Origin of the sequence: Pelagibacterium xiamenense (genome assembly GCF_021166475.1) — a bacterium.
Taxonomy (GTDB): Bacteria; Pseudomonadota; Alphaproteobacteria; order Rhizobiales; family Devosiaceae; genus Pelagibacterium; species Pelagibacterium xiamenense.
The window spans coordinates 1331009-1354794 of record NZ_JAJOYS010000001.1; the positions used below are offsets into that span (position 1 = coordinate 1331009).

The 23786-nt window shown below is 60.0% G+C and carries 21 protein-coding genes; 9 read left to right on the plus strand and 12 right to left on the minus strand.

The genetic code is table 11. The features are described 5' to 3' along the window. Window position 1 precedes the first annotated feature (1 nt). Window positions 2-1255, minus strand: coding sequence for a galactonate dehydratase (gene dgoD / locus LSG43_RS06585; protein ID WP_231802241.1), 1254 nt, complete (start codon window positions 1253-1255; stop codon window positions 2-4). A gap of 46 nt (window positions 1256-1301) precedes the next feature. Here dgoD and LSG43_RS06590 point away from each other — a divergent pair, with 46 nt between their 5' ends. From LSG43_RS06590 to LSG43_RS06610, 5 genes are all read left to right on the plus strand, one after another. Beyond that, a complete protein-coding gene (locus LSG43_RS06590) occupies window positions 1302-2213 on the plus strand; it encodes a carbohydrate ABC transporter permease (RefSeq protein ID WP_231802243.1) in 912 nt (303 codons plus the stop codon). After that, on the plus strand, window positions 2210-3052 hold the full coding sequence (locus tag LSG43_RS06595) for a carbohydrate ABC transporter permease (RefSeq protein ID WP_231802245.1): 843 nt from the start codon (window positions 2210-2212) through the stop codon (window positions 3050-3052). Before LSG43_RS06590 ends, LSG43_RS06595 begins: the two co-directional genes overlap by 4 nt. 70 nt (window positions 3053-3122) lie before the next feature. After that, on the plus strand, window positions 3123-4412 hold the full coding sequence (locus LSG43_RS06600; protein WP_231802247.1) for an ABC transporter substrate-binding protein: 1290 nt from the start codon (window positions 3123-3125) through the stop codon (window positions 4410-4412). A 68-nt stretch (window positions 4413-4480) separates the two neighbouring features. Next, the gene (locus tag LSG43_RS06605; RefSeq protein ID WP_231802249.1) at window positions 4481-7189 is read left to right on the plus strand and encodes a DUF8487 domain-containing protein; all 2709 of its coding nucleotides are present in this window, start codon (window positions 4481-4483) and stop codon (window positions 7187-7189) included. After that, complete coding sequence (locus LSG43_RS06610; RefSeq protein WP_231802251.1) at window positions 7186-8271, plus strand: ABC transporter ATP-binding protein; 1086 nt, start codon at window positions 7186-7188, stop codon at window positions 8269-8271. The genes LSG43_RS06605 and LSG43_RS06610 overlap by 4 nt, the downstream gene beginning before the upstream one ends. Window positions 8272-8704: 433 nt before the next feature. Here the strand turns inward: LSG43_RS06610 and LSG43_RS06615 are convergent, their stop codons facing one another. From LSG43_RS06615 to LSG43_RS06660, 10 genes are read right to left on the minus strand one after another with little or no spacing between them, the layout of a single operon-like run. Then, entirely contained in the window at window positions 8705-9535 is an 831-nt protein-coding gene (locus tag LSG43_RS06615; protein WP_231802253.1) for a substrate-binding periplasmic protein, read from the minus strand. Beyond that, window positions 9535-10359, minus strand: a complete 825-nt coding sequence (locus tag LSG43_RS06620; RefSeq protein ID WP_231802255.1) for an ABC transporter permease — start codon at window positions 10357-10359, stop codon at window positions 9535-9537. Before LSG43_RS06620 ends, LSG43_RS06615 begins: the two co-directional genes overlap by 1 nt. A 14-nt stretch (window positions 10360-10373) precedes the next feature. After that, window positions 10374-11177 (minus strand): ABC transporter ATP-binding protein, encoded by an 804-nt coding sequence (locus tag LSG43_RS06625; RefSeq protein WP_231802257.1) that lies wholly within the window; start codon window positions 11175-11177, stop codon window positions 10374-10376. After that, complete coding sequence (locus LSG43_RS06630; RefSeq protein ID WP_231802259.1) at window positions 11174-12205, minus strand: ABC transporter substrate-binding protein; 1032 nt, start codon at window positions 12203-12205, stop codon at window positions 11174-11176. The genes LSG43_RS06625 and LSG43_RS06630 overlap by 4 nt, the downstream gene beginning before the upstream one ends. Before the next feature lie 32 nt (window positions 12206-12237). Further along, a complete protein-coding gene (locus LSG43_RS16450) occupies window positions 12238-13032 on the minus strand; it encodes an ABC transporter permease (RefSeq protein ID WP_255714027.1) in 795 nt (264 codons plus the stop codon). Then, the gene (locus LSG43_RS06640) at window positions 13025-13993 is read right to left on the minus strand and encodes an ABC transporter ATP-binding protein (RefSeq protein ID WP_231802263.1); all 969 of its coding nucleotides are present in this window, start codon (window positions 13991-13993) and stop codon (window positions 13025-13027) included. Before LSG43_RS06640 ends, LSG43_RS16450 begins: the two co-directional genes overlap by 8 nt. Continuing rightward, window positions 13990-14595 (minus strand): hypothetical protein, encoded by a 606-nt coding sequence (locus LSG43_RS06645; protein ID WP_231802265.1) that lies wholly within the window; start codon window positions 14593-14595, stop codon window positions 13990-13992. Before LSG43_RS06645 ends, LSG43_RS06640 begins: the two co-directional genes overlap by 4 nt. 43 nt (window positions 14596-14638) lie before the next feature. After that, window positions 14639-15478, minus strand: coding sequence for a citryl-CoA lyase (locus tag LSG43_RS06650; RefSeq protein WP_231802267.1), 840 nt, complete (start codon window positions 15476-15478; stop codon window positions 14639-14641). A gap of 16 nt (window positions 15479-15494) precedes the next feature. Then, complete coding sequence (locus LSG43_RS06655; RefSeq protein ID WP_231802269.1) at window positions 15495-17246, minus strand: thiamine pyrophosphate-binding protein; 1752 nt, start codon at window positions 17244-17246, stop codon at window positions 15495-15497. A 38-nt stretch (window positions 17247-17284) separates the two neighbouring features. Continuing rightward, entirely contained in the window at window positions 17285-18691 is a 1407-nt protein-coding gene (locus tag LSG43_RS06660; protein WP_231802271.1) for an aldehyde dehydrogenase family protein, read from the minus strand. Window positions 18692-19055: 364 nt separating this feature from the next. Here LSG43_RS06660 and LSG43_RS06665 point away from each other — a divergent pair, with 364 nt between their 5' ends. Together LSG43_RS06665 and LSG43_RS06670 are read left to right on the plus strand one after the other, a co-directional pair. Beyond that, window positions 19056-19970 carry a ThuA domain-containing protein gene (locus tag LSG43_RS06665; RefSeq protein ID WP_231802273.1) on the plus strand — a complete coding sequence of 305 codons (915 nt, stop codon included), beginning with the start codon at window positions 19056-19058 and terminating at the stop codon, window positions 19968-19970. Between the two features lie 130 nt (window positions 19971-20100). After that, on the plus strand, window positions 20101-20790 hold the full coding sequence (locus LSG43_RS06670; RefSeq protein WP_231802827.1) for a GntR family transcriptional regulator: 690 nt from the start codon (window positions 20101-20103) through the stop codon (window positions 20788-20790). On the opposite strand, the gene LSG43_RS06675 is transcribed toward LSG43_RS06670, so the two are convergent. Continuing rightward, on the minus strand, window positions 20787-21686 hold the full coding sequence (locus LSG43_RS06675; RefSeq protein ID WP_231802275.1) for a shikimate dehydrogenase: 900 nt from the start codon (window positions 21684-21686) through the stop codon (window positions 20787-20789). The two genes, LSG43_RS06670 and LSG43_RS06675, sit on opposite strands and share 4 nt — an antisense overlap. A 154-nt stretch (window positions 21687-21840) precedes the next feature. Here LSG43_RS06675 and LSG43_RS06680 point away from each other — a divergent pair, with 154 nt between their 5' ends. Together LSG43_RS06680 and dctP are read left to right on the plus strand one after the other, a co-directional pair. After that, the gene (locus LSG43_RS06680; RefSeq protein WP_231802277.1) at window positions 21841-22536 is read left to right on the plus strand and encodes a TetR/AcrR family transcriptional regulator; all 696 of its coding nucleotides are present in this window, start codon (window positions 21841-21843) and stop codon (window positions 22534-22536) included. Between the two features lie 228 nt (window positions 22537-22764). Then, window positions 22765-23757, plus strand: coding sequence for a TRAP transporter substrate-binding protein DctP (gene dctP / locus LSG43_RS06685; protein ID WP_439652006.1), 993 nt, complete (start codon window positions 22765-22767; stop codon window positions 23755-23757). Window positions 23758-23786 lie beyond the last annotated feature (29 nt).

Genomic DNA, 23786 nt, shown 5'->3' on the forward strand with positions numbered 1-23786 from the left:
CTTACCAGTCCACAAGCGTGCCGTCCGGCATCACCGCGTTCTGGGTGTGCAGGACCTCCCGGGCGTAAGGATGCCTGTCACATTCGGCTTCGTCCACATATACGCCGAGGCCCGGTGCTTCGGGCACCTGCCAGAACCCATCCACCATTTTGATCGGGCCTTGGACCACGTCGAAATACCACGGCACCGCGCCTACCATCTCCTCCTGGATCACATGGTTCGGCGTGGAGACGGCGAAGTGAAGGGCCGCCACTCCGGCGATGGGTCCGAGTGGATTGTGCGGAGCGACGCCTACGCCGATTGCTTCGGCACGCGCGGCAATTTTTTTTGCCTCCAATAGCCCGCCGCAATGGCAGATGTCGGGCTGTACGATATCGACGGCGTTGAGCCCGAACAGTGCTTCGAATTCGCTGCGGTCGATCAGCCGTTCGCCGGTGGCCAGCGGGATGCGGTTCTTTTCCGCCAGTCTCTTCAGGCTGTTGAAATCGCCGGGCTGAACCGGTTCTTCGATGAACATGGGCCTGAAGGGCGTGATGGCGTCGATATAGGCCTGTGCCGCCCCGGCCGAGGCCGGACGGCCATGAAAGTCCACCATGATTTCCACGGCGTTGCCGGCGGCTTCGCGCAGCGCCGCCATCATACGGCTAACCAGATCGATTTCCGGCAGGGGCGCGTGATAGTGCGTGTAAGGGATAAACACAGCCTTGAAAGCCCGGTAGCCGTTCTCGATCACCTGATGGGCGCGCTCGGCAATCGCTGCGACTTCGGTGGTTTCGTAGACGGCACGCATATCACCCATGCCCAAATGGGTGTAGACCGAGACCTTGTCGCGCACCTTTCCCCCCAATAGGCGCCACACCGGCACATCCAGATGCTTGCCCAGGATATCCCAAAGCGCAAGCTCGACGCCGGAAACGGCGCTCATGCCGACGGCGCCGAGACGCCAGAATGACTGTTTGGTCATGGCGCGCACGGCCTGTTCGATATCGCGCGGATCGCGTCCGACGATCAGCGGGGCCAGATCATCGATGGCCCCGACAACGGCGCGGGTCTTCCATTCCAGCGTGGCTTCGCCCCAGCCGAACAGGCCCGGCACATCTGTCTCCACCTTGACGAAAACCCAATTCCGCATCTCGGCATTGACCACTTTGGTTTTGACAGAGGTGATTTTCACGCGACGTCCTTTGATCTGATGATTTAGGGAATAATCGGCAAATTTTCGCCGGTCAAGGCGTGATTGCGGTTGACACGGCAATTAATCATCGGATTATTAGGCGATCCAATGAGGGGCAGGAGGTATCGTGAGCGCCAGAAGTCCGATTGTTGCGAACATCAGGAGGAACAGCGCGCTCTACATCGCCGTCGCGCCTTTTTTGCTGCTTTTCCTGCTGTTCAACATATTTCCGGTTATGTTTTCCGCCTATCTGGGATTCAACCAGTGGGACGGATTCGGCGACCTGCGATTTGTCGGGCTCGAAAACTATATCCGCGCTCTTAATGATCCGATCTTTCGCAAAGCTTTGAGCAACACCATTTTCCTGTGGTTCTGGTCCACGGCGCTCACCGTCGGGCTGGCGCTGGCATTGGCGGTGATCGTCGACAGCTATGTTGTGTTCGGGCGCAATTATTTCCGCATGGTGTTCCTGTTACCGCTCTTGGTGGCGCCGTCGATCGCGGCGATCATCCTGCGTATGTTCTTCACCTCCAATGGCGGGCTGGTGAACATGCTCACGGGCGCTGTCACCGGCACGCCCACCTATTTCGACTGGCTGGGATCGGAATTCTGGATCAAGCCTCTCGTGGTGCTGTTGGTGATCTGGCGTTGGACCGGTTGGCATATGATCATCTTTCTGGCCGGTTTGCAGTCCATTCCGCGCGATCTCTACGAAGCCGCGCGCATGGACGGGGTAGGGCGCTGGGCCATCTTTTCACGCATAACCGTGCCGCTGCTGTTGCCCGCGTTGGCCTTCTCCATCATCACCGCCACTCTTGGTGGCGTGCAGATGTTCGACGAACCCTATGTGCTGACACAGGGGACCGGCGGCACCAATAACAGCGCCACCACGCTGGGCATGTATCTCTATGCCACGGCCTTCTCTCAATTCAATTTCGGATTGGGTGCGGCGGTCTCCTGGTACATCTTCGCCGGCGTCGTCACCCTTACGTTGATCTATCGGGCGATCCTGAACCGGTCGCAGTCAGGTGTGGCATGAGAAAGCTCCTTGCCAATCGTGAGCGCCGTTTCAACCTGCTGCTCACTCTAGGTGCGGTGGTGCTCTCAGTATTCTTCGTGCTGCCACTGTATTGGACGTCGGTGTTCGCCACCCGGACGCTAGGCGAGGTGTTCCAGTTCCCGCCGCCGCTGTTCTACGGAGACAACATTGTCCAGAATTTCCAGAACATTGCGGACGTTTACCCGCCGTTCCGGCCGATTGTGAACTCGTTGGCGGTGGCTGTACCCAAGACGATCCTTCTGGTGTTCGTCAGCGCGCTCGCCGGCTATGGGCTATCGCGCTACACGCGGGCGCCGGGCCATAAGACGCTGCTTCTGGTCAGTTTCGCAACGCTGTTCTTCCCACCGTCTCTGGCACTGATTCCGTTCTTTTTGCAGATGAGTTGGATCGGTTGGCTCAACACGTTCTGGCCGCTGATCGTGCCGGCCGCAGCATCCGGTTTCGGCGTTGTGTGGATGTATACCTATATCGGGTCCACGGTGCCACGTGAGCTCTATGAAGCCGCGGAAATGGACGGAGCCAAGGGGTTGTCGACCTTCTTTTTCGTGGTGATACCGATCATCCGGCCCGGGCTCGCGGCGCTGGCGGTGTGGACGCTTGTCGAAACGTGGAACGAATTTCAGGTGCCGTTGGTCATACTCGGCGCAAGCGAGAAATTCACCGTTCCGCTGGCGCTAACCTCCTTGTCGACCACGCACTATTCGGACATGCCGGCGGTAATGCTGGCCACCCTGATGGGGCTGGTACCCGTCTTCATCCTGTTTTCCCTGCTCAGCAGGCAATTCATTGCCGGTCTCACTTCGGGAGCCGTCAAATGACCCGGCACATGCCAGGCGCCGGATCAGCAAGCCGCCTCGCGGCAAGATCGAAAAAGTGGAGGAGCACAAAATGACCAAACTCTGGCTCAAGACGCTGGCCGTCGTGTCAGCCGGCTTGATAACGGCCTTGCCGGTCGCCGCGCAGGATGGCGTGACACCCAATCCCGACATTTCGGGCAATATCAGCGTATGGACCTGGCCAAATAACGACCGCACATTCGAAGCCCTCATGCCGGCCTTCAACGAGGTCTACCCGAACATCCAGGTGGAGGTGCAAGGTTTCCCCACGGCCAATGATGCTTATCTCAATACCCTGCAGCGCGGTATGCTGTCGGGCAGCGGGCCGGACGTGGCCATGATAGAAATATCCATGATGGCGTTACTGCGCGAGCGCCCGCAATGGGTGGATCTCTCTCAGCCCCCCTTCAATGCGGGAGACATGCTGGCAGATTTCGCCGATTTCACGGTAAATAACGTCACGCTGGAAGACGGAAAGATCGTCGCATTGCCCAAGCACACCGGCCCGGGCGGCATGTTCTATCGCCGCGATGTTTTCGAGGAAGCCGGTCTGCCCTCCGACCCCGATGAGGTCGCCGACCTGTTCAGAGATTGGGACACCTTTATCGAGGAGGGCCAGAAGCTGGTCGTTCCCAACGAACGCTGGGTGATCGGCAATGGCGAGGAAATCGTGCGCGCCATGACGGCGCAGGCCGGCATAAGCTATTTCGATGAAGACGGTAATCTGCAATTCGATCACCCGATCTTTCGTGAAGCCTTTGAAAAGGTCAAGGAAGCTGCAGACGCGGGAATGATCTCGCCGTTCGCCGCCTGGACGCCCGAATGGCAAGGCGCATTCCAGCGCGGACAATTGGCGACGGTGATGTATGGCAATTGGTTCGGCGGCTTGCTCAAGCGAGCCTACGCGACCGAACAGGAGGGGTTGTGGGGTGTCGCGCCCGCGCCAGGGATCGAAGGCAATCGCTCGTTCAACAGCGGTGGTGACTATATCGGCATTCTGGAAACGTCCGATAACAAGGAAGCCGCCTGGGCCTATATCAGCTGGCTGGTGGCCAACGATGTCAGTCTCCAGCAGCAATATCAGAGTGACGACCTGTATCCGGCCTACCTGCCGGCGGGCGAAACTGATTGGATCAATTTCGAAGATCCCTACTATGACGGCCAGAACGTCAACGAGATCTTCGCCACGGTCCAGGCGGAAATGACGCCCTTCGTGCTGCATCCGCTCGACAACGTCGCTGCCAATGCCATGCGCACCGCGGTCGACAATATCGCTCGCGGTGTCATGACTGTCGATGAAGCCCTGGCTTCCGCCACGGAAACCGTCCAGGCACGCATGTAATGTCTCTAACGGTCGGGGCGCCTGCGGCTGCCCCGGCCGTCCTTAGTTCAAGCCAACGGATAGAATAGATGTTGTACGAGACGGCCCTGACCGGCAGTTGGGAATTTGCGTTGGATCCAAACGCGGTCGGCGAGCGCGAAAAATGGTTCGATGGCGCATTGAGTGATACCATTACCCTTCCGGGTAGCGTGGATGAGGCGCAGAAAACTCCGCTGACCACCGAAAAAACCATGTTCTTTCTGTCCCGCAAACATCCGTATGTGGGCAAAGCTTGGTACGCACGGGACTTCGAGGTACCGGACGAGGCGGATGGGCTCTACCATCATCTCGTCCTTGAGCGTGTGCATGGCGAGCTGAATGTCTGGGTCGACGGCTTCAAGCTGGGACGCGATGAAAGCCTGTCCACTCCCAACCGGCTGTTCCTCGGTCACTTGGCCGCCGGCAGGCACCGGCTGGTCTTGATGATCGACAACGCCCGCTATGAGGCGGTGGGCGAAGCGGTAATCCGCGAAAACCCGATGATGTCCGACGTGGCCCATTCCCAGTCCGACCATACCCAGACCAATTGGAACGGCGTGGTCGGTCGTATGGCCATCGAGGCCGCTCGTGCATCGGTGGCCCGGGTCGATGTGGATGCACGTTGCCATGCAGCGCGCGTACATGTCGAACTGGATGCGTTCGATCCGTCGATCCGCTGGCCACAATACTGGACCGAAACGCACGATGACGAACTGGTATTCTCATTCGATTTCGGCAGCGATGCCGAGCCGCTGGAAATCCGGCGACCGGTGAAGATCGAAAGCGCCTTCACCGAGGTGGATATCAATGTCGATCTACCTCAGGGCGCGCGTCGCTGGGATGAGTTCGAGCCGGTGGTCCATAGTCTCACGGTGACATGGTTGCGCGACGGCGTAGAGCAGGACCGGCAGGCAACCCATTTCGGCATCCGCAGTTTCGAGCGCGATGGCAACCGTTTGCGGCTCAACGGCCGGCCGGTATTTCTTCGCGGGACGCTCGATTGTGCGCTATTTCCGCTAACCGGATACCCGCCCACGGACAAGGCCGGCTGGCGTAAGGTGTTCAAGACGATCAAATCCTACGGCCTCAACCATATACGCTACCATTCCTGGTGTCCGCCGGAAGCGGCGTTCGACGTGGCCGACGAGATGGGGATGCTGTTGCATGTTGAAACGCCGGTTTGGCCGGTGCTGGGTGCCGATCCCAATCTCGACCGGTATATCCACGCCGAGGCCGAACGCATCGTCAAGGCTTACGGCAACCATCCCAGCTTCACAATGTTTTGCGTGGGCAACGAGGTGCACGGCGACGGATTGCACGCGTTCCTGGAACGGTTCGTCGCCAAATGGCAGGCCCGCGACAAGCGTCGGGTTTATACAGGAGGCTCCGGTTGGCCGACCACGCAAAGGGCGGATTATGCCAGCAAACCCGAACCGCGCAGCCAACGGTGGGCCGAAGGGCTCGAGGCACGGCTCAACGCGCGCCCGCTGGAAACCGAGACCGATTGGCAAAGCTACGTCGACGCCGAGACGCGTCCGCTGCTCAGCCATGAGATCGGACAATGGTGCGTATTTCCCAATCTCGATGAGATCGGCAAATATACCGGCGTGACCGAGGCCCGTAGTTTCGAACTCGTCCGCGACGATATGGACAAGAAGGGTCTACTGCACCTGTGGCACGACTATTTCCTCAATAGCGGCAAGCTGCAAACCCAGCTTTACAAGGAGGATATCGAGGCTGCGCTCCGCACCAGAGACTTTCTGGGAACACAGTTGCTTGGCCTGCAGGACTTCACCGGTCAGGGTACCGCGCTGGTCGGCGTCGTGGACGCGTTCTGGGATCCCAAACCCTATGTTAGTGCGGAGGAATTCTCGGAATTCTGTGCGCCGGTCGTTCCGCTTGTGCGGGCGAGGGGGTTCGTCGTCGAGCAGGGTGAACATTTTGACGCCGACGTGCAGATCGCTCAGTTCGGCGCTGTGGACCTGGATCAGGCGCGTCTGCACTGGCAACTGATGGACGCCGATGGTGTGGTGGCCGAAGGATTTATCGAAGCAGGGAACCTGGCGACCGGCCATCTACACGATACGGGCAGCGTATCCATCGACACAGCAAACCTTCCTGCCGCCCGGCGCTATGAACTGGTGATTTCCGTTGCCGGCACCGGCTATCGCAACCGGTGGGGCGTCTGGGTGATGCCGGCAAACAAGCCTGCGCCGGACCTCGCGATTGTCGCTGAACTTGACGATACGATCCTTGCTGCAGTTGCTGAAGGCGAGACCGTCGTATTTCAGCCCGCCCCGGAAGCCATGAAGCCCAATGCGGCGCTTGGACACACGGCTGCGTTCTGGAACACCTTGTGGACCCAGGGACAAGAGCCCCACACACTGGGTCTGCTGAACGAGAATACCCATCCGGCATTAGTCGGGTTTCCGGTGGACCGGCACTCGGACTGGCATTTGTGGGAGCTGACCTATCGCAGGCGGGCGCTGGATGTTGCGGGGCTGGACGTTGGACCAATCATGCGGGTCATCGATGATTGGAACACTAACCGGGATCTGATGCTATTAGGCGAGGTGAGCGTGGGCAGGGGGCGCTTGATACTGAGCGCGATCGATCTTACGCACGACCTAGCCAATCGGCCTGTGGCCGGTTGCCTGCGTGCGTCCCTGGCCGTATATGCGGCCGATCCCGGCAAACCTGCCGCACCGGAGGTCACGGCAGACGAACTCAGAACCTGGTGGCAGGGAGTTGCGGCATGAACGCAATAGAACTGAAACAGGTCCGCAAGTCGTTCGGAGCGGCCGAGGTCATTCACGGCATCGATCTTGAGGTGGAGGAGGGCAAGTTCTACGTCTTTGTGGGGCCCTCGGGCTGTGGCAAGTCGACCCTGCTGCGCATGATCGCCGGGTTGGAGGACATTTCGGAAGGCGAACTGCTGATCGATGGCAAGCGTTGCAACGATGTTGAGCCGGCGCGCCGCGGGCTGTCCATGGTTTTCCAAACCTACGCGCTCTATCCGCACATGACGGTCGAGCAAAATATGAGTTTCGGGCTGCGCATGACCGGGACCGGCAAAGCCGAGGCCGCCGAACGGGTGGCAGAGGCGGCGCGTGTCCTGCAACTCGAGCCGCTGATCCGGCGCAAACCGGCCCAGCTTTCCGGCGGCCAACGCCAGCGTGTGGCCATTGGCCGGGCCATCGTGCGGCATCCGCGAGCCTTTTTGTTCGATGAGCCGCTCTCCAATCTCGATGCCGAGCTCCGGGTACAGATGCGCGTCGAGATCGCTCAGCTTCACCAGCGACTGGGCAGCACAATGATCTATGTGACCCATGATCAGGTGGAGGCCATGACCATGGCCGACAAGATTGTCGTTTTGCGGGATGGTCGCGTCGAACAGCACGGCGCGCCGCTCGATCTCTACAATTCTCCAGCGAACCGGTTCGTGGCCGGATTTATCGGCAGTCCGAAAATGAACTTTCTGCCCCTTGATGCCGTAGTGCTGCGGGAAAGCGGACTAGAACTTTCCCTCGGAGGGCAAACTATCGAATGGGCGGCACCGAATGCGCCTTCAGATCTGGCCGATGCGGTCGAATTGGGCGTTCGCCCTGAGCACCTCAGTGCAGAACAGCGGCCTGACTATGCGCCTTTCGTTAAAATGCACGTCAATCTCGTGGAAAATCTGGGCGGGCAGACCCTGATCTACGCGTCGATAGGTGGTGGTCAGCCTATTACCATGCTGATGGAAGGCCAGGCGCGGCCGCAAAGAGGAGAAGTCATACAAACCTATGTGGGTCGGAATCTCTGCCATTTCTTCAATGCTGATCAGAAGGCCATTCGATAGGGGTGTTCGAACAAGAAACACCGTGAAGTAACAGCGTCTGTTGCCAGTGCCGAAATCCGCGCCCAATGCCGATCGGACAAGTCCTAGGGTGCGGTGCGTGTATGTTCGATGGCAAAGTGCCAATTCGGGTATGAAACCTTTTGCGACGCCGGTGAAAACGTTGACCGGGTGCTCGCGGCGTTTTGCAATATCGTCGATGCGGAAATCATTGTGGTCGGTGAGGGGCAGTGACGTTCGGGAGCCTTTTGTTCGATCCATGAGAGAAGCGCTCGGCGCATATCTTCTGAATCGCTCCCGATATCATGCCCGAGCTCGCCACCCAGCATCTGTTCGATTGCGAAGCTGGGGGCTGCATTCGCGCCGTCGTGATGTGAGTGCGGTCGACGCAGAATTGTCTGGCCCGGGGTGTCGGTTGTCGCCCGGCGTGGGGCATCTAGTGTTGGAGCGCATCGGTGATGCCGTATTCCGATGCCAGAGCATCAATGAATTGTTCGGCCCGGAGCTCGTCGAGCACGACCTCAATCTTGCGCTTGAGTGTGAGGTCGCCCTTCCAAAATCCTAAGCCGAGAGGCAGCTGCTCGAAGGGCGGCGGCATGAAGTCGATGGCGTAGCCCGTCCCGACAAAAGTATGCTCGGCCAGGAGCGCTTCGGTGATCGCGGCCAAGAACGCGCCATCCTCAAGTCCAGACACCAGCGCGTTGGCGGAATCGACAATGACGACTGCAACGTCCCGTTCGCGGAGGAATTGTCCTAGGGCGATGCGGTCGAGGCCCGTGAGGCCAACGAACACCCCGACTGGGCCTTCGATCTCCTTAAAGGTAATGTCGGGTGCGGCGGCGAAGGCCCAACCGGTCTCGAGATATGGGTTCGAGGTATCGAGAAACGACTTTGTCGTCGGATTGAGTGCAATACCCCCGGCAAGCATTTGGCATTGCGCGCGGTTGATGCGCCAGGTGCGGGGATTGAAATTGCGGCCCATCGCGGTGTTGGAAACGATGTTCAGTCGCCAGCCGAGCCGATCGGTGATCGCTTGGAGCAACTCCACGTCGAACCCAGGCTGGTCCGGGTCTCCGGTTACGAGTGGCGGGTAGGCATCGGGCATGCAGACGCTCAGACGCCCCGTGCGGTCGACTTCGGACAGGGATGAGTCCGGGGGCAGGAAAGTCGCGCCGATCAGTACCGCAAAGATGACAGCAAGCGGTAAGAAGGTTCTTGCGGATACGGAGGAATGGCGTTTCGGCGGAACGATAGAAGCCCGAGCCATTAGACTTTCCGGAACGCCAGCAAAGCAAGCGCAAACAGGCTCACCATCATGATCCCAACGACCTGCAGCCCCAACACCGGATCAAACTGATTGAAATCGATGAGGATGCCACGCATCGCATCGATTGCGTAGGTGAGCGGATTGAGTTCGACGATCAGGACGAGCCACTCGGGATAGGCAACCAGCATCTGGGCCCGCGTGAGGGCCGGATCGAGCGGGAATATTGAGCTTGCGGTGAAATAGAGCGGCAGAATGACTGCGTTGGAAAAAACCCCGAAGGATTCAAATCCGCGTACATGGACTGCGAGGACGATCCCGAAGGATGTGAGCCCGAACGCCAGCACAAACATCAGCATGAGCGCCTGAAAGACGTCCACCCATGTCAGGGCTACGCCAGCGAATCTGGCGAGTGCGAGCACCATGCAGCCGTGTACTACCGCGGTGGTTGCGCCGCCGAGGATCTTGCCCAGGAGCACCATATTGCGTGCCATCGGCGAAACCAGAACTTCGCGCAGAAAGCCGAACTCGCGGTCCCAAATGAGCGATACGGCTGACTGGATCGACGTGTAGAGAATATTGAGAACGACCACTGCGGGGAAGATGAACTGCAGATAGGTGTAGGGCACAACAAAGCGCACTTCGCCATAGACCTCGCCGCGGAAATATGGGTTGAGGCCGATCCCGAGAATGACCACCCATAGAAGCGGCCGGCTCACGCCGCCGATCAACTGCCCCGTATCACGCAGGGCGCGCGTGACTTCACGCAGCCAGATCGCATAAACACCGTACATTTGGCCGAAAATTGCCGAGGTTGTTTCCTTCATCGCCATTTATTTCCCTAAGCACAGACCTCCCGCCCGAAGAATGCCGATTTTGGATCGGACAGCACGAGATCGCGGATGCGGGCCCAGAGATGATCGCGCAGGGCGATAAACCGGGCATTAGACCGCGTCGCCGCGAGGTTGCGCGGCCGGGGCAAATCGACGTCGAGGTGTTCGAGCACGCGGCCCTGGCCCATCAGAACCACACTGTCGGCCAGCATCAGCGCTTCGTCGACACTGTGGGTGACGAACAAAACGGTCGGCTTGCGCGCCGCCCAGATCTGCAGCAATTCGCCCTGCATCAACTCGCGCGTCTGCGCGTCGAGGCTGGCGAAGGGCTCGTCCATCAAGAGGACGCCGGGCTCGGTCGCCAGCGCGCGGGCCAGCGCCACGCGCTGCTTCATTCCGCCCGAAAGCTGCCCCGGATAGCTTCCTGCCGCCCGCTCGAGCCCCACGAGCGCGAGATAGTGCCGCGCCCGGTCGCGCCGCTCGAGCCTTGAGAACGGTAGCGGTTCGAGCGCAAACTCGACATTGGCCAGAACAGTCGCCCACGGCATCAACCGGAATTCCTGAAAGACGAAGCCCATCTCCGGGCCGGGCCGTGGAGCTGCGCCGCCAACCATCACCCGGCCCGCATCAGGTGCGATCAACCCGTTCGCCACCCGCAGCGCGGTGGTCTTGCCGCACCCCGAGGGCCCGATCAGCGCGACAAAGGTCTGCGCCTCAACCGCGAGCGTGACCGCGTCCAGCGCGGTTGCCGCCTCCCCGTCGCGCCGGGCAAAGCGCTTGGTCACGCCCTCGAAGGTCAGCCCGCCGCTCATCGGTCGGCGGGGTCCATGGCATCGTCGACGCCGATTTCGGCAAGCACCGCGTCCACCGGCCCGAACGCTACCCATTGGTCGAGTTCGAGGCGCGGCAGGCCGGCGAAATCCTCAGTCTCGTACAGCCATGCGGCGGTATAGGCGAGGTCGTCCGCGCTCATCCCGCCATTGACGCGCCAGCTTTCGGCAAAGGCTTCGGCGAGCATCTCGAGCACGTCCCGCTCGACATCCGGTCGCGCCTGGGCCATCGCCTCGACCCACATCTGCGGATCGTTTGCAAAATCGCGGCTGAGCTTGGTAATCGCGCGAATAACCGCCGCGATATCCTCAGGTCGCTCCGCAAGCACATTGCCGGGCACCGCGTTGACCTTGTTCACCACCGGAGCGCCTGCGAAATAGGCGTCCTGAGCGACAAGCACATGCAGGCCGGAGGTGTCGGGTAGTTCGCTCCAAACCCCAATGGACATCGTCGTCGCATCGACCTGGCCCGCCGCCAGCGCCTGGGCGCGTACCGAGGGTTGGCCAAGGGTGACGATCTCGGTCTCTTCGATATCGACCCCGAGGCTATCGAGAACGAGCGTCGAGAGCGCATGGTCGAGGCTTCCCACGCGGCCGACCCCGAACACTGCGCCCACCAGGTCTCCGGGCGTCGCAATCTCGTCTTTGGCCGCGATCAGGAAGGGCAGGGAGGTGTTGGGTGACATCACTGCGCGGAAATCCGTTGCGCCGCCGGCGATGATCTGCAGGAGCGCATCGACCCCAACATTGGCCATCTCGCCTTCACCCGCCTGTAGCGCGGCGAGGGCGGAGGGGGTCTGCTGCACGCGCACCAGTTCGACTTCTACCCCCTCGGCGTCGAAATACCCAAGCGTCTCGGCCAGATCCATCACCGAATTGGGCACCAGCGGCGGCTCGAGATGGGTGACGATCAGCCGGAACGGCGCCTCCGATTGCGCCTGCGCACCAGCCGTGAGCATCAGCATGGCCATGCCGGTCATGAGGGGCGAAAGCAAACGCTTAGTGGACATTGTGTTACTCCTTTGAGGGCGATGTGTTGGGATCAAACGCGCCAGCGTCCGAGCCGTAGTTCGAGCACGCGCAGACCTTCGGTGACGACGACGCCGATGGCCGCAAGCGTCAGGACCACGACGAAGTACTCCGCCATTCGAAAACTGTTGCCGTAGATCGCCAGCAATCCGCCGAGCCCCTGAACCGCTGTATAGAGCTCGGCGACAACCGTATTGATGAGGCCTATGGTTGCGCCAAGCCGCAGTCCGGCGATTACATAGGGCACTGCCCCGGGCAGAATGATCCGGGCAAAAATGCGTGGACCGCTGGCTCCGACCGAGCGCGCCATTTCGATGAGGTTGCCGTCGGCTTGTCGAACGCCGGCGTAGGTGTTGATGAGGATCGGCATAGCGGCCCCCAAAAAGACGATGAATACCTTGGCCTCGCTCCCGAGCCCCAGGATCACGATGATCAGTGGGATAAAGGCCACCCGCGGGGTGGCGGCGAGCGCGTAGACATAGACTTCCAGGGTCTTGCCCAAGGGCCTGAAGGCTCCCATGGCAACGCCGAGCGGAATAGCAAACGCGATTGCAAGCCCAAACCCTGAAAGGTAGACCGCTATGCTCTGTAAGGTCGCGCGCTGTAATACCCCGCCGTACAAGAGGTGCACGGCCGTCTCCAGGGTCGTTAACGGTGACGGCAAGATATTGCGTGCAAGGTTGGCAGATGCGACCCACCAGAGCGCGAGGATGAAAACGAGAAATCCAGCCCGCACAACCGCGACAGCGGTAACTGATACGCTGGTGGGGTGTGCGCTGACCACCAATCTGTCAGGCACCTTAAGCATTGCGGGTCCCGTTTGATGTGCCAGTTGGCGCGTCGCGCAAGTCGCGGCCGGTTAGCGATAGAAAGACACTTTCAAGGCTTGGCTGCTCGACGGAAATCCCACGCAATTGCGTCCCCAATTCAGCAAGCAAAGCGTCCGCGCTCACGGTTTGGTCAATGGCGATGAGCAGTTGACCATCTGCGGTTTCCACGGCGTCCGGATAGCGTTTGACGAGCGTTGCTCGAACCATTTCTCCGCGCGGGGAGACCTTCAAAAGCGTTCGGCCATAGTCCGCCTTGAGCGCATCGGGCGCTCCGCAGGCGAGGATTTTGCCGTGGTCGATGATGTAGACGGCGTCGCTGCCTTCCACCTCGTCGATATAATGGGTTGTGACGATGAGCGTCAGGCCCTGGGTGTCTCTCAGGGTTTCGAGATAGCTCCAGATCTTTGCACGCGATTGCGCATCGAGTCCGATCGTAGGTTCGTCGAGAAAGAGGATCCGGGGCTCGTGCATCAGCGCTCGCGCGATCTCCAACCGCCTCCGCATACCCGAGGACAACGTGCGCGTCACGGCATTGCCCCAGTCGGCCAGCTCCACCAGTTCGAGCACCGCGTCGGCGCGCGCTCGCCGTTCGGAACGGCACATCTGATAAACCATGCCGTGGAAGGTGAGGTTTTCGCGCACCGTCAGGCGGGTATCCAGCGTGGGCTCCTGAAAGACCACACCGAGCTTTTGACGGGCCTTGAGCGGATGGCGGACGGCATCGATCCCGGACACCTCCACGTGCCCGCTATCGGGCTTGCCGATCGTGCAGAGGATATCGATCAGTGTCGATTTGCCCGCGCCGTTTGGTCCTACCAGCGCCAAGACATTGCCCTCGGGCACCGAAAGATTCACATCGTCGAGCGCCAGGACCCGGCCGAAGCGTTTCGAAACATTCCGAACGTTGATAGCGAGGGCAGGAGAGACGGAGACACTCATATACTGGCCTCGATCCAGGCAATTGGATTTGACGAAACCAATGCGTGAAAGGACAGGCCCCCCTCGGCAATGACTAGCGAGGTCAAGCCCGAGCGCCTGGCAATGGAGTCAAATGCAGACGGCGCAAGGTATTGAAGAATGTATCCGCCCAATAGCGGCGGCAGGGGGAGGAGATTGAGCAGTGCGAAGCCAAAACTTGCCTCCCTCAATGTTCTGACGAGCGTGAGTGCGAACGCGGAACTCGATTGCGGCCAGTAGGCGGCGATGACCGGGCTCAGTTGACCGATACCCAATCCGAAGGCGATCAGCGCGGCCTCTCCGCAAAGCGCAACAATGATAGGTCGCGCGGCCGGGCAGCTGTCCTGTGTTGGCTCGAGCGTCAGCAATTTGGTCCATCCTGCAAGCATCGCCGTCGTGGCCACGAGCGACCAAAGGCTCGTATGGGCGACCGGATTGGACGTCAGCCTGCCGTCGAATTTCGGACCGTGATCTCCAAGCTGGTCCGCTACAAGCGCGAGAAACGCGCCCAGCAGTGTCGCGACAACAGTGGCCGCGAGAATACGCGCCAGAATGGACTGAAAACTGAGATCCAGAATTGGCATGTCGTGCCCCCTCCCAAAGGCCGCAACAGCGTTGTTCGCGGCCTTAACCGGAGCTCGACGGAACGGAGCGTTTCGCCTTGCCGGTATAACTCCAGAGGTATTGCCGAGGCAGTGGTCCCTTGTTGCGCCCGCCCTGCTGCATCTGCTCCCACGCGTGCGCCATGATTCCAACGTTGCGCGATATGCAGAACAGGCCACGCGCCAGCGGCGCGGGAAAGCCCAGTTCGGCGTAGATAACCGCGGTCGCGCCGTCGATGTTCATCGGGATCGGGCGCCCCTTGCGTTCGGTAAGGGTCGCCTCGATGCTCTCTGCGATAGACACGAAGCCGCCTCCGACTACGCCGTGCGAGGCTGCGTCGCGCACCAGGGCCATGAGTCTCGGTGCACGCGGATCAACGGGATGAAAACGGTGCCCGAATCCGGGCAGGTATTTCCCGTGTTCTTCAATAAACGTATCGATGCCGTCCGCAACGGCGGCATCGAGATCCTGCCCGCCGTCGATTCGGGCTGCGATGGCGCAATAGAGTTCGACCGCCTGTTCGCCGGCGCCGCCATGCACGTCGCCAAGGACGTTCATCGCAGATGCCATCGCGTTGTTGAGCCCCACACCGCAGGTCGAGGCCATACGAGAGATCGCAATCGAAGGGGCTTGCGGACCATGGTCGACCCCGGCCACAAGCGCGGCATCGAGCAATTGCGCCTGCTCGCGTGTCGGCAATTCGCCACGCGTCATCAGCCAGATCATTTGCGCGAAATTGGCGGATCCGATCAGCTCCTCGATGGGGTAGCCCCAGAAGCGGATGATGCCGGGTTCCATTTCAATGATGTCGGTTTGCCACCAATCCATCATCGCTTGCTTGGCCGAGCGATCGGTGTCGGGCATGGAATCCTCCTCGAACCTAAGTGGCGACGTGACCGACGTTCTTGCCGGGCGAATAGATGTCGAGAATGTTCCAATGGCCCGTCGTCGGCGTGGGATTGTTGATCATCATCACGTCGATCACCGTGGGTTTCCCCGAAGCAATAGCGGCTTCAAGCGCGGGCTTGAACGCCTCGGCGGAATTGATCCGGATGCCTTCGACCCCGAATGAACGGGCCATGGCCGCAAAGTCCGGAATGCGCGCGTCGGTGTCGGGAAAGACCGTACCCAGCGTCAAGCCGAAATGCGCCTTTTGAAGCCCCGCGATCGTGCCGTAGGCGTTGTTGTTCATCACTACCCAGACGATGCCGAGCCCTTCTTCGCGCGCGGTAGCGAGCATGGCCGGGTTTTGTCCGAACCCGCCATCACCTACCAACGAGACAACGACACGGTCGGGCCTGGCGATCTTGACGCCAAGTGCAGCGGGGGGGCCGAAACCCATCGTCGCGAAGCCGCCGGGAGTAAGGATGGTGCCGGGGGTATAGATATCGAACTGCTGACCGACCCCGTTCTTGTTCCAACCCACATCGGTGGTGATGTACCCGTCGCGCGGCAGGCAGGCGCGCACGTCTGCAAGAATGCGCTCCGGCATCATCGGAAAGGCGTCCGAAGTCGCGTTCTCATGGTTCGATGCCTTGAACTTCGTGCGGAAGTCGGAAATCGCAGCCCGTAGGGCATCGTCCTTGCGCCCGTTCGGGTAGAGCCGCCTTGCGGTGGCGAGAAGCTGCCCCAGAGCGGCCTTGAGGTCCGCGACAACCCCGATTTCGACGGGGAAATTCCGTCCGATCTCTGAAGGATCGATATCGATGTGAAGAAGCTTCGTGGGGGGAATATTGAACGTATAATCCCGGTACCAGGACGAACTGTCCGCTTCTTTGAAGCGGGTCCCGACGGCAAGAATTGTTTCGGCGTTCAGGCAGGTATCGTTGCAAAGCTGCGTGCCCCAGAAACCCGTCATCCCGAGTGTCATATCGTGGTCGTCGGGGATGACACCCTTGCCCATGAGACTGTGGGCGACGGGGATCGAGAGATGCTCGGCGAGCGCCGCCAGATCGTCTGACGCCCGGGCAAGCAGAACGCCGCCGCCCGCATAAATGAGCGGGCGTTCGATCTCCGCGAGTTCGCGCACGATCCGTTCGGCGGTATCGGTAGAAAGGCTAGGCCGTACGAGCTCTTGCGTGGTCTGGCGTAGATCAAACGCCGATCCGTCGATCTCGGCGGAAAATACATCCATGGGCACGCTTACAAGTACCGGTCCCGGTTGACCGCTCTCGGCGAGCTGGAAAGCTTTCTGGATGATCTCGGGGAAAAGATCGGCCCGGTCGACCCTCCACGCACGCTTGACGAAAGGACGGTAGACCTCCCACTGTGCTGCGTCGGCGTGGAGGTTGATCTCCTGATGCGGGTGCTTGCCATAATAGTGCGAGGGGATATCGCCGGCGATCACGACCATCGGAATGCAGTCGAGAGCGGCATTGGCAACGCCGGTCGCCGCATTGGTCATGCCCGGCCCCAAATGGCTGAGCACGACCGACGCTTTGCCGGTCACGCGCGCGTACCCATCGGCCGCGTGCGCTGCGATCTGCTCATGCCGGACGTTGACGAATTTAAGGCTCGTATTGGCCATCGCCGCCAGCACGGCGATATTGGTGTGTCCGCACAGCCCGAAGATGTGCTTGACCCCGCGGCGCTCGAGATAGCGCACCAGCAGATCGGCTACTTTTTCTTTCATGGCTGTCGAGGCCTCCCGTTTTCTTGTCGTTCTTGGGGCTACATCGTTTCGGTGTTGTAGAACTCGCCGAACAATTCTTCGTCGCTCGGGCGGTCCTCCGGGATAGGTCGGGAAACCCAGGTGACGTTCATGTAGTGCTTGAGCGAAATGTTCTCGTTGGTGATATTGCCGCCCCAGATCCCACAGCCCAGGCTCGAGGTCATCGGCATGCCGTTGGTGAACGAGCCGGCATTGGCCTTGGATTGGGGTTGGCGCACCATCATGCGGCTTACCGGCGCGACCCGCGCGAGACGGTCTATATTTTCATCGCTGTGCGAGTAGATGCCGCACGAATGGCCCTTGCCGCCGACCTCGTAGATCTGCCGGACCATTTCGAGTGCCTGATCGAACGTCTCGTATTTGTAGACGGCGAGAGTCACCGAGAGCTTCTCCTTGGAAAAGAAGTGCTCCTTGCCGATCTTGTCTTGCCGAACGATGAGGAACCTGGTGCTTTCAGGAACAGCGAACCCCGCGGCCTCGGCGATGCGGGCAGCCGGGACAGCGACGGTATCGATTTTGCGGGCGCCTTCATCGTCCCAGAGCGCGCCTTTGAGCTTTCGCTTTTCCTCTTCGGAGCACAAATAACCGCCTTCAGCCCGAAGCGCCTCGAGCATCGCATCGTAAATCTTGGCGTCGATCAGCATGTTGCCGTCGGCCGAACACCCTGAGCCAAAGTCCGAAAGCTTGGACGTTCGCGTGTTCTGTGCCGCTTGTTCGATGTCGGCCGTTTCATCGATGACGATCGTGGAATTACCGGCGCCAACACCGTAGGCAGGCTTACCGGAGCTATAGGCCGCGCGCACCATTGGCGCGCCACCCGTCGCCATCGTGAGGTCGCAGATCGACATCAACTCGTTGGTGAGCGGGATGGAAGGGCTTTCGACACATTGAAGGAGGTCCGCCGGAGCACCGATCTTCTCGAGCTGCCGCCTCATGATCGAAACCATTTCGTTGGTGGTCTTTTTCGCCCGCGGATGCGGCGAAAAGATCACCGCGTTCTTGCACTTGAGCGCATAAATGGCCGTCACCGGGGGCGTGAGGGCAGGGTTAGTCGTCGGAATCAGCGAGGCGATGACGCCGGCAGGTTTGGCGTACTTCACAATCCCTTTCTCCGGCAGTTCCTCGATCACCCCAACGCTTTTTCCGCGCAAGGCGTCACGCAACACGCCGATGATCTTGAAGCGTTTGGCAGGCCGGCCTTCCCGGTCGCCGAGGCCGCTTTCGTCGACACCCATATGGGCGAGGCGCGTGAACGTCTTTTCGTTTGCCGTGGCCCAGCCGATGGCGCGCGCGACGCGGTCGACGTCCTCCTGGGTGTAGTGGGCGATCCGCTCCATGGCCCGGCGCCCGCGTGCCAGCATATCTGCGGCCAGTTGTTTTTCATCAGCTGTGATTTCGCGCGCCATCGCATGTCTCCTCGGGACAGGCCGGGCAAAGACGCCCGTCCTGCATCAGGTTTCGTTTAGCAGGTATGCTATCGAATGTTCATAACATCATGTCAATGATATTTTCTCATATGTTTTCCAATTTGAGTGATAAAAATGCGGCTGGTGACAGCGCTTAGCAAGCGCAAGGAAGCCGGTCGATCAAAGACCTTTGGCGGGCACCAGCCCATTTTCGCGATACATGTGCATGATAAAATTAAAAATCACACATAAAATAAGAAATGTATGCGAAGGTATTGCTTCGCAGGTAAAGTGGTGTCTAAAACAGGCTTGCCAGTTTGGGGCACACACCCCGCAGCACGAGATGGCAAAGGAGGAGATTGCTATGGTGTATAGGTCAATGAAGCGCGCATTTGGCGCGGCGGCATGCGTACTGGCCCTGTCGGGCGTAGTCGGAGGCGCGTTTGCACAAGAGGATATGGCGGGGCCCGAACCGCGCTACACTACGTTCGAGAAATACGGCTTTTGCGGCAGCGTCGATGAGACCTGTTACAACGCCTGGTTCGATCGCACGTCAGGCGACGAGGAGCCGTGGAAAGTCCTGATCTTTTACCACGTCGCGCCCGGTGTTGGGCCGCACGACAACCGCGAGGCCGGTGTGTCGGTCCTCGAAGACATGCTTGAAGCCGAAGGTTACGAGGTGACAAGCACGCAGGATCCCGCCGATCTCGAGAGCGGTTTCCGGCTGCGCCCCTACGATGCCATCGTCTTCTTCAACACCGGGCGTGACGCGGTATCGAGCCTCGGTATGATGGCACTGCGCATCTACATCGAAGGCGGCGGTGGCTTTGTGGGCATCCACAACGCGTTCGGTACGAACTTCAACGACACCTGGTTCGAAGGCTTGCTGGGGGCGCAACTCTTCGACCACGGCCCGCGTCAAACCGGAACCGTGATTTCGCATAGCGACAACGATGTTTCGGTTGCCCACCTCGACGGCGTCGAATTCGGTCCGGAGGAGTTCTACAACGTGCATCCTGATCCCCGCTGGCTCAGCGATGTCCGCGTCCTTCTCAGTGTCGATAACGCGACCCGGACAGAGGGCGTCAGCGGGTACTACGGCCATCCGGGCATGGGCGAAACCAACCCCGTGTCCTGGTGCCACTACTACGATGGCGGCCGCGCGTGGGTGACGACGCTTGGGCACAGCGTCGAAATCCTTGTCGACGAAAATTGGCGTCAGCACATCCTTGGCGGCATCGACGGTGTCATGGGCAAGGAGCCTTTCTGCCAGGAATAGGGCTGAGCCCATCATCTACCGCCGTGTGCAGTTGCTCCGGCCTCTTGAACGCGGCTTCGGCCGCGTTCTTGCTTTTTGCGTGGTTTTCAGGCAATCAGATGCATGTTTCGTATGAGAAAGCGTGAAATATATGCTGCATCGCAAGTTTGACGAGTTCGGGCAGGACGGCGAAACCGTCGGCGATATCGCATTTCGTCGGATTCGAACGGACATCATTCACGGTCGGCTCAAACCGGGTCAGAAGCTTCGCCTTGAAGTTCTCAAGGAAAAATACGGCGTCAGCGTTTCGACCCTGCGCGAAATCCTGAGCAAGCTTACGGTTGAGGAATTCGTAAGCGCGGAGGGCCAGCGCGGCTTTGAGGTAACCCAGGTATCTCAGGCGGGCCTCAGGGATGTTGCTGACCTCAGGCTCCTTCTGGAGACCTATGCATTACGCAAGTCCTTCGCTGAGGGGGATCTCGAGTGGGAGGGCGCCGTGGTGTCGGCACACTACAAGCTTGCGCAGGTGGAGAAGAACCTGATCGGCGGCGATCAGTCTCAGGTCGAGCGTTGGGTCGGACAGGATTGGGGCTTTCACCACGCGACGATTTCCGCTTGCGCAGCTCCGGCGTTGATGACGACGCACTCGTCGGTCTTCGACAGATTTTTGCGGTATCACATGCTGGTGCTCGACTTCCGTGGCAAGCCTGCCGCCGAGGAGCATGAGAGGCTGCGTGACCTGGCGCTGGCGCGCGATGCCGACCGGGCCGTGGACGTGCTGACCGCGCACGTCCAGAGCGGCGTTGAGCATATACTAGGCACGGGGAAAATCCCGGCCTAGGCCGTTTGGCGGACCCGCGCCATCGATTCGGCATCCGGTCTGATGCCCGAGAACAGTTCGAACGCGCGGACGGCCTGGTAAACGGCCATGCCGCCGCCCGTGAGCACGCGGCAACCCTTAGCCTTGGCTGCAGTGATCAACTGGGTTTGCTCAGGGAAGTAGACAATGTCCGCTACCCAATGTCGGGAGGTTAGGCAGTCGATCGGAATCGCGACGCCCGGGTATTTTGCCATGCCGACCGGCGTGGCGTTGATGACACCGTTTGCCGACGCGATCGCCGCGGGCAGATCCGTGATCGCGACGCATTCGGTTGAAGCGGGTAGGGCGGTCAGCGCACCGACGACGCCGGCTGCGTTGTCCGGATTTTCGTCGTAGACCCGGATGGATTTTGCGCCCAGATCCACGAGTGCCTGCAATACGGCCCGCCCCGCACCCCCAGCGCCGACGAGAACGACGGTATCGAGCGATGCTCGGGACAATCCCTGCCGGACGCTTTCGGCAAAGCCCCAGCAATCGGTATTATGGCCGGTGCGCGTGCCATCCTTGAATACGACGGTGTTGACGGCGCCGATATTGCGCGCTTCGGGAGAAAGATCGTCGAGATAGGCGATTGCCGCCTGCTTGAATGGGTGCGTGACGTTGACACCGGAAAAGCCGACCTGTTCGCAGGTCGTCAGGATATCGCCGAGTGCAGCGTTGCTCAGCCCCAGTACGTCAAAGTCGAGGCGCTTGTAGACATAGTTCAATCCCAGGCGGAGTCCTTCGCGCTCATGCATGAGTGGAGATTGCGAGAGCGCGATGCCGCGCCCGATAAGCCCGACGAGGGTCGATTCCGCCCCTGCGTAAATGGGGGCTGACGAGGATGGAGCGGGCTTGTTGGACGATACGGGCGCCATTGATATCCTGAGCGTTATCGTGGTGGTGCACTCCAGACCGGCTGCGTGCAGTTGCGGCGCACCAGGCCAGTCGCTAAAAATGAGTGACTCGGGTATAAATGTACGAACTGGTTCGTTTAGTCAACGTATCGGATGGTGTTGAAAGAGGCAGGCAATGAGTGAGGACAGCGTCGCGGGCAGCGCGGGGGAGCGTCCAAAACCCGCCAAACGGGTGAACGATCCCGAAGGGAAGCGGCGCGATATCATTGAGGTTGCGTCGCGCGAATTCGCGCGAAACGGCTTGGCCGGCGCGCGTATCGATGAGATCGCGGCGCAGACCAAAGCCAGCAAGCGCATGATTTACTACTATTTTGGCGACAAGGAGGGGCTATATCTCCATTGCCTCGAAGGGGCCTACCGCGATGTGCGTGAGGGGGAAGCGCGGCTCGATCTCGCCGATCTCGACCCTGTCAATGCCCTGCGCGCCCTTGTGGGCTTTACTTTCGACCATCATTCCCAAAGCGAAAATTTCATCCGGATGGTGATGATCGAGAATATCCACAACGGCGAATTTGTGCGCAGCGCGACCGGTTTGCAGAAGCTCAATGCTGCTGCGCACCAACGCCTGGCCGATCTTATCGAGCGGGGTGAAGCTGCGGGGCTCTATCGCCCAGGGCTCGTCGCCATTGAGCTTCACTGGCAGATCAGTGCCTTATGTTTCTTTCATATTTCCAATCGGGCGACCTTTAGCGAGCTTTTCAAGCACGACCTTTACTCGCCTGAGGTGGTCAACCGGACACGGTCGAACTGCATCGATATGGTGCTTCGCTATGCGCTGCGTCCAGAAGTGCTGATCCGTCTCGGACTTTAGGTTCCTGGGCGCGCAGACGGTCGGCGTTGAACGTCCGGCCGAACCATTGAGATCGTCCCTTGACTAAACGAACTAGTTCGTACAAAAATCTGACACAGCAAAGCTCCGGCAATGACGGTGGGCAGATAAAACTGAAATCCTCATACATAGCCGGTATTGACTTATAAAATGCGAACTGTAGAGAGTAAGAGGAGCTCGGCAGTCCGAGCCCACATTTCAAGGGAGGAAATGATGACATTTCTCAATCGCCGTCAGGTCGTGGCTACCAGCCTTGGTGCTCTGATGCTGGCGAGTGTCGCTGGCGCCGCTATCGCACAGGACAAGCCGACCGTGCGGTTCTCCTCGGTCGTATCCGAGACCGATATCCGTGCGGAGGCCTTCCAGCGCTTCGCCGACCTTGTCAGCGACGATTTCAACGTCGAGCTTTACTTCGGTGGCACGCTCGTGGCGCAGGGCGGCGAACTTGCCGCAATGCAACGCGGCAACCTCGAAATGGGTATCCCCTCACCGCAGGATATCTCCAATCAGATCCCTGCGTGGTCGATTGTGACCTCTGCCTATCTGTTCGACGATGCGGAGCACATGCAGGAGGTGATGGCCAGCGAGGTCGGCCAGGAGCTTTATGCGATGGTCGAAGAGCAACTCGGGGTCAAGATTCTCGGTCCGCTCTATTTCGGCACCCGCCAGGTCAATCTGAAGCCTGAGATCGACGTACAGACCCCGGAAGATCTCAACGGCGTGACGCTGCGCATGCCAGGCGGCGATGCCTGGCAGTTCCTGGGGCGCGCTATCGGTGCGAACCCCACGCCGCTGGCCTATTCGGAAGTCTATACCGCGCTTCAGACCGGCGCGATCGATGGCCAGGACAATCCTCTGCCCAACGACTACAACATGAAGTTCTACGAGGTGACCTCCCAGATCGTTCTGACCAATCACCTGGTTGGCTTCGACTTGCTCTCGGTCAGCCTTGACGTTTGGAACGACATGACGCCCGAGCAGCAGGAAACCTTCCAGGCCGCGGCGGACGAAATCATCGCCTGGAGCACCGAGCAGCATCTTGCGCGAGAGGCCGAGCTCGTCGAGTTCTTCGAGGGCGAGGGGCTGCGCGTCTACGAGCCCGACCGCGAGGCTTTCCGCGCCTATGCGCAGGACATGTACCTGAATTCGGAATTCTCCGATTCCTGGCCCGAGGGCATGCTCGACGCCATTAACGCGATGTAGTTGGCGTCTGGTTCCGGTTCACGCCCGGG

Bases quoted from the DNA above. Each gene is read 5' to 3' on its own strand.
- LSG43_RS06595 (WP_231802245.1), top strand. From the start codon at position 2,210: ATGAGAAAGCTCCTTGCCAATCGTGAGCGCCGTTTCAACCTGCTGCTC.
- LSG43_RS06600 (WP_231802247.1), top strand. From the start codon at position 3,123: ATGACCAAACTCTGGCTCAAGACGCTGGCCGTCGTGTCAGCCGGCTTG.
- LSG43_RS06605 (WP_231802249.1), top strand. From the start codon at position 4,481: ATGTTGTACGAGACGGCCCTGACCGGCAGTTGGGAATTTGCGTTGGAT.
- LSG43_RS06610 (WP_231802251.1), top strand. From the start codon at position 7,186: ATGAACGCAATAGAACTGAAACAGGTCCGCAAGTCGTTCGGAGCGGCC.
- LSG43_RS06615 (WP_231802253.1), bottom strand. From the start codon at position 9,535: ATGGCTCGGGCTTCTATCGTTCCGCCGAAACGCCATTCCTCCGTATCC.
- LSG43_RS06620 (WP_231802255.1), bottom strand. From the start codon at position 10,359: ATGAAGGAAACAACCTCGGCAATTTTCGGCCAAATGTACGGTGTTTAT.
- LSG43_RS06625 (WP_231802257.1), bottom strand. From the start codon at position 11,177: ATGAGCGGCGGGCTGACCTTCGAGGGCGTGACCAAGCGCTTTGCCCGG.
- LSG43_RS06630 (WP_231802259.1), bottom strand. From the start codon at position 12,205: ATGTCCACTAAGCGTTTGCTTTCGCCCCTCATGACCGGCATGGCCATG.
- LSG43_RS16450 (WP_255714027.1), bottom strand. From the start codon at position 13,032: ATGCTTAAGGTGCCTGACAGATTGGTGGTCAGCGCACACCCCACCAGC.
- LSG43_RS06640 (WP_231802263.1), bottom strand. From the start codon at position 13,993: ATGAGTGTCTCCGTCTCTCCTGCCCTCGCTATCAACGTTCGGAATGTT.
- LSG43_RS06645 (WP_231802265.1), bottom strand. From the start codon at position 14,595: ATGCCAATTCTGGATCTCAGTTTTCAGTCCATTCTGGCGCGTATTCTC.
- LSG43_RS06650 (WP_231802267.1), bottom strand. From the start codon at position 15,478: ATGCCCGACACCGATCGCTCGGCCAAGCAAGCGATGATGGATTGGTGG.
- LSG43_RS06655 (WP_231802269.1), bottom strand. From the start codon at position 17,246: ATGAAAGAAAAAGTAGCCGATCTGCTGGTGCGCTATCTCGAGCGCCGC.
- LSG43_RS06660 (WP_231802271.1), bottom strand. From the start codon at position 18,691: ATGGCGCGCGAAATCACAGCTGATGAAAAACAACTGGCCGCAGATATG.
- LSG43_RS06665 (WP_231802273.1), top strand. From the start codon at position 19,056: ATGGTGTATAGGTCAATGAAGCGCGCATTTGGCGCGGCGGCATGCGTA.
- LSG43_RS06670 (WP_231802827.1), top strand. From the start codon at position 20,101: ATGCTGCATCGCAAGTTTGACGAGTTCGGGCAGGACGGCGAAACCGTC.
- LSG43_RS06675 (WP_231802275.1), bottom strand. From the start codon at position 21,686: ATGGCGCCCGTATCGTCCAACAAGCCCGCTCCATCCTCGTCAGCCCCC.
- LSG43_RS06680 (WP_231802277.1), top strand. From the start codon at position 21,841: ATGAGTGAGGACAGCGTCGCGGGCAGCGCGGGGGAGCGTCCAAAACCC.
- dctP (WP_439652006.1), top strand. From the start codon at position 22,765: ATGATGACATTTCTCAATCGCCGTCAGGTCGTGGCTACCAGCCTTGGT.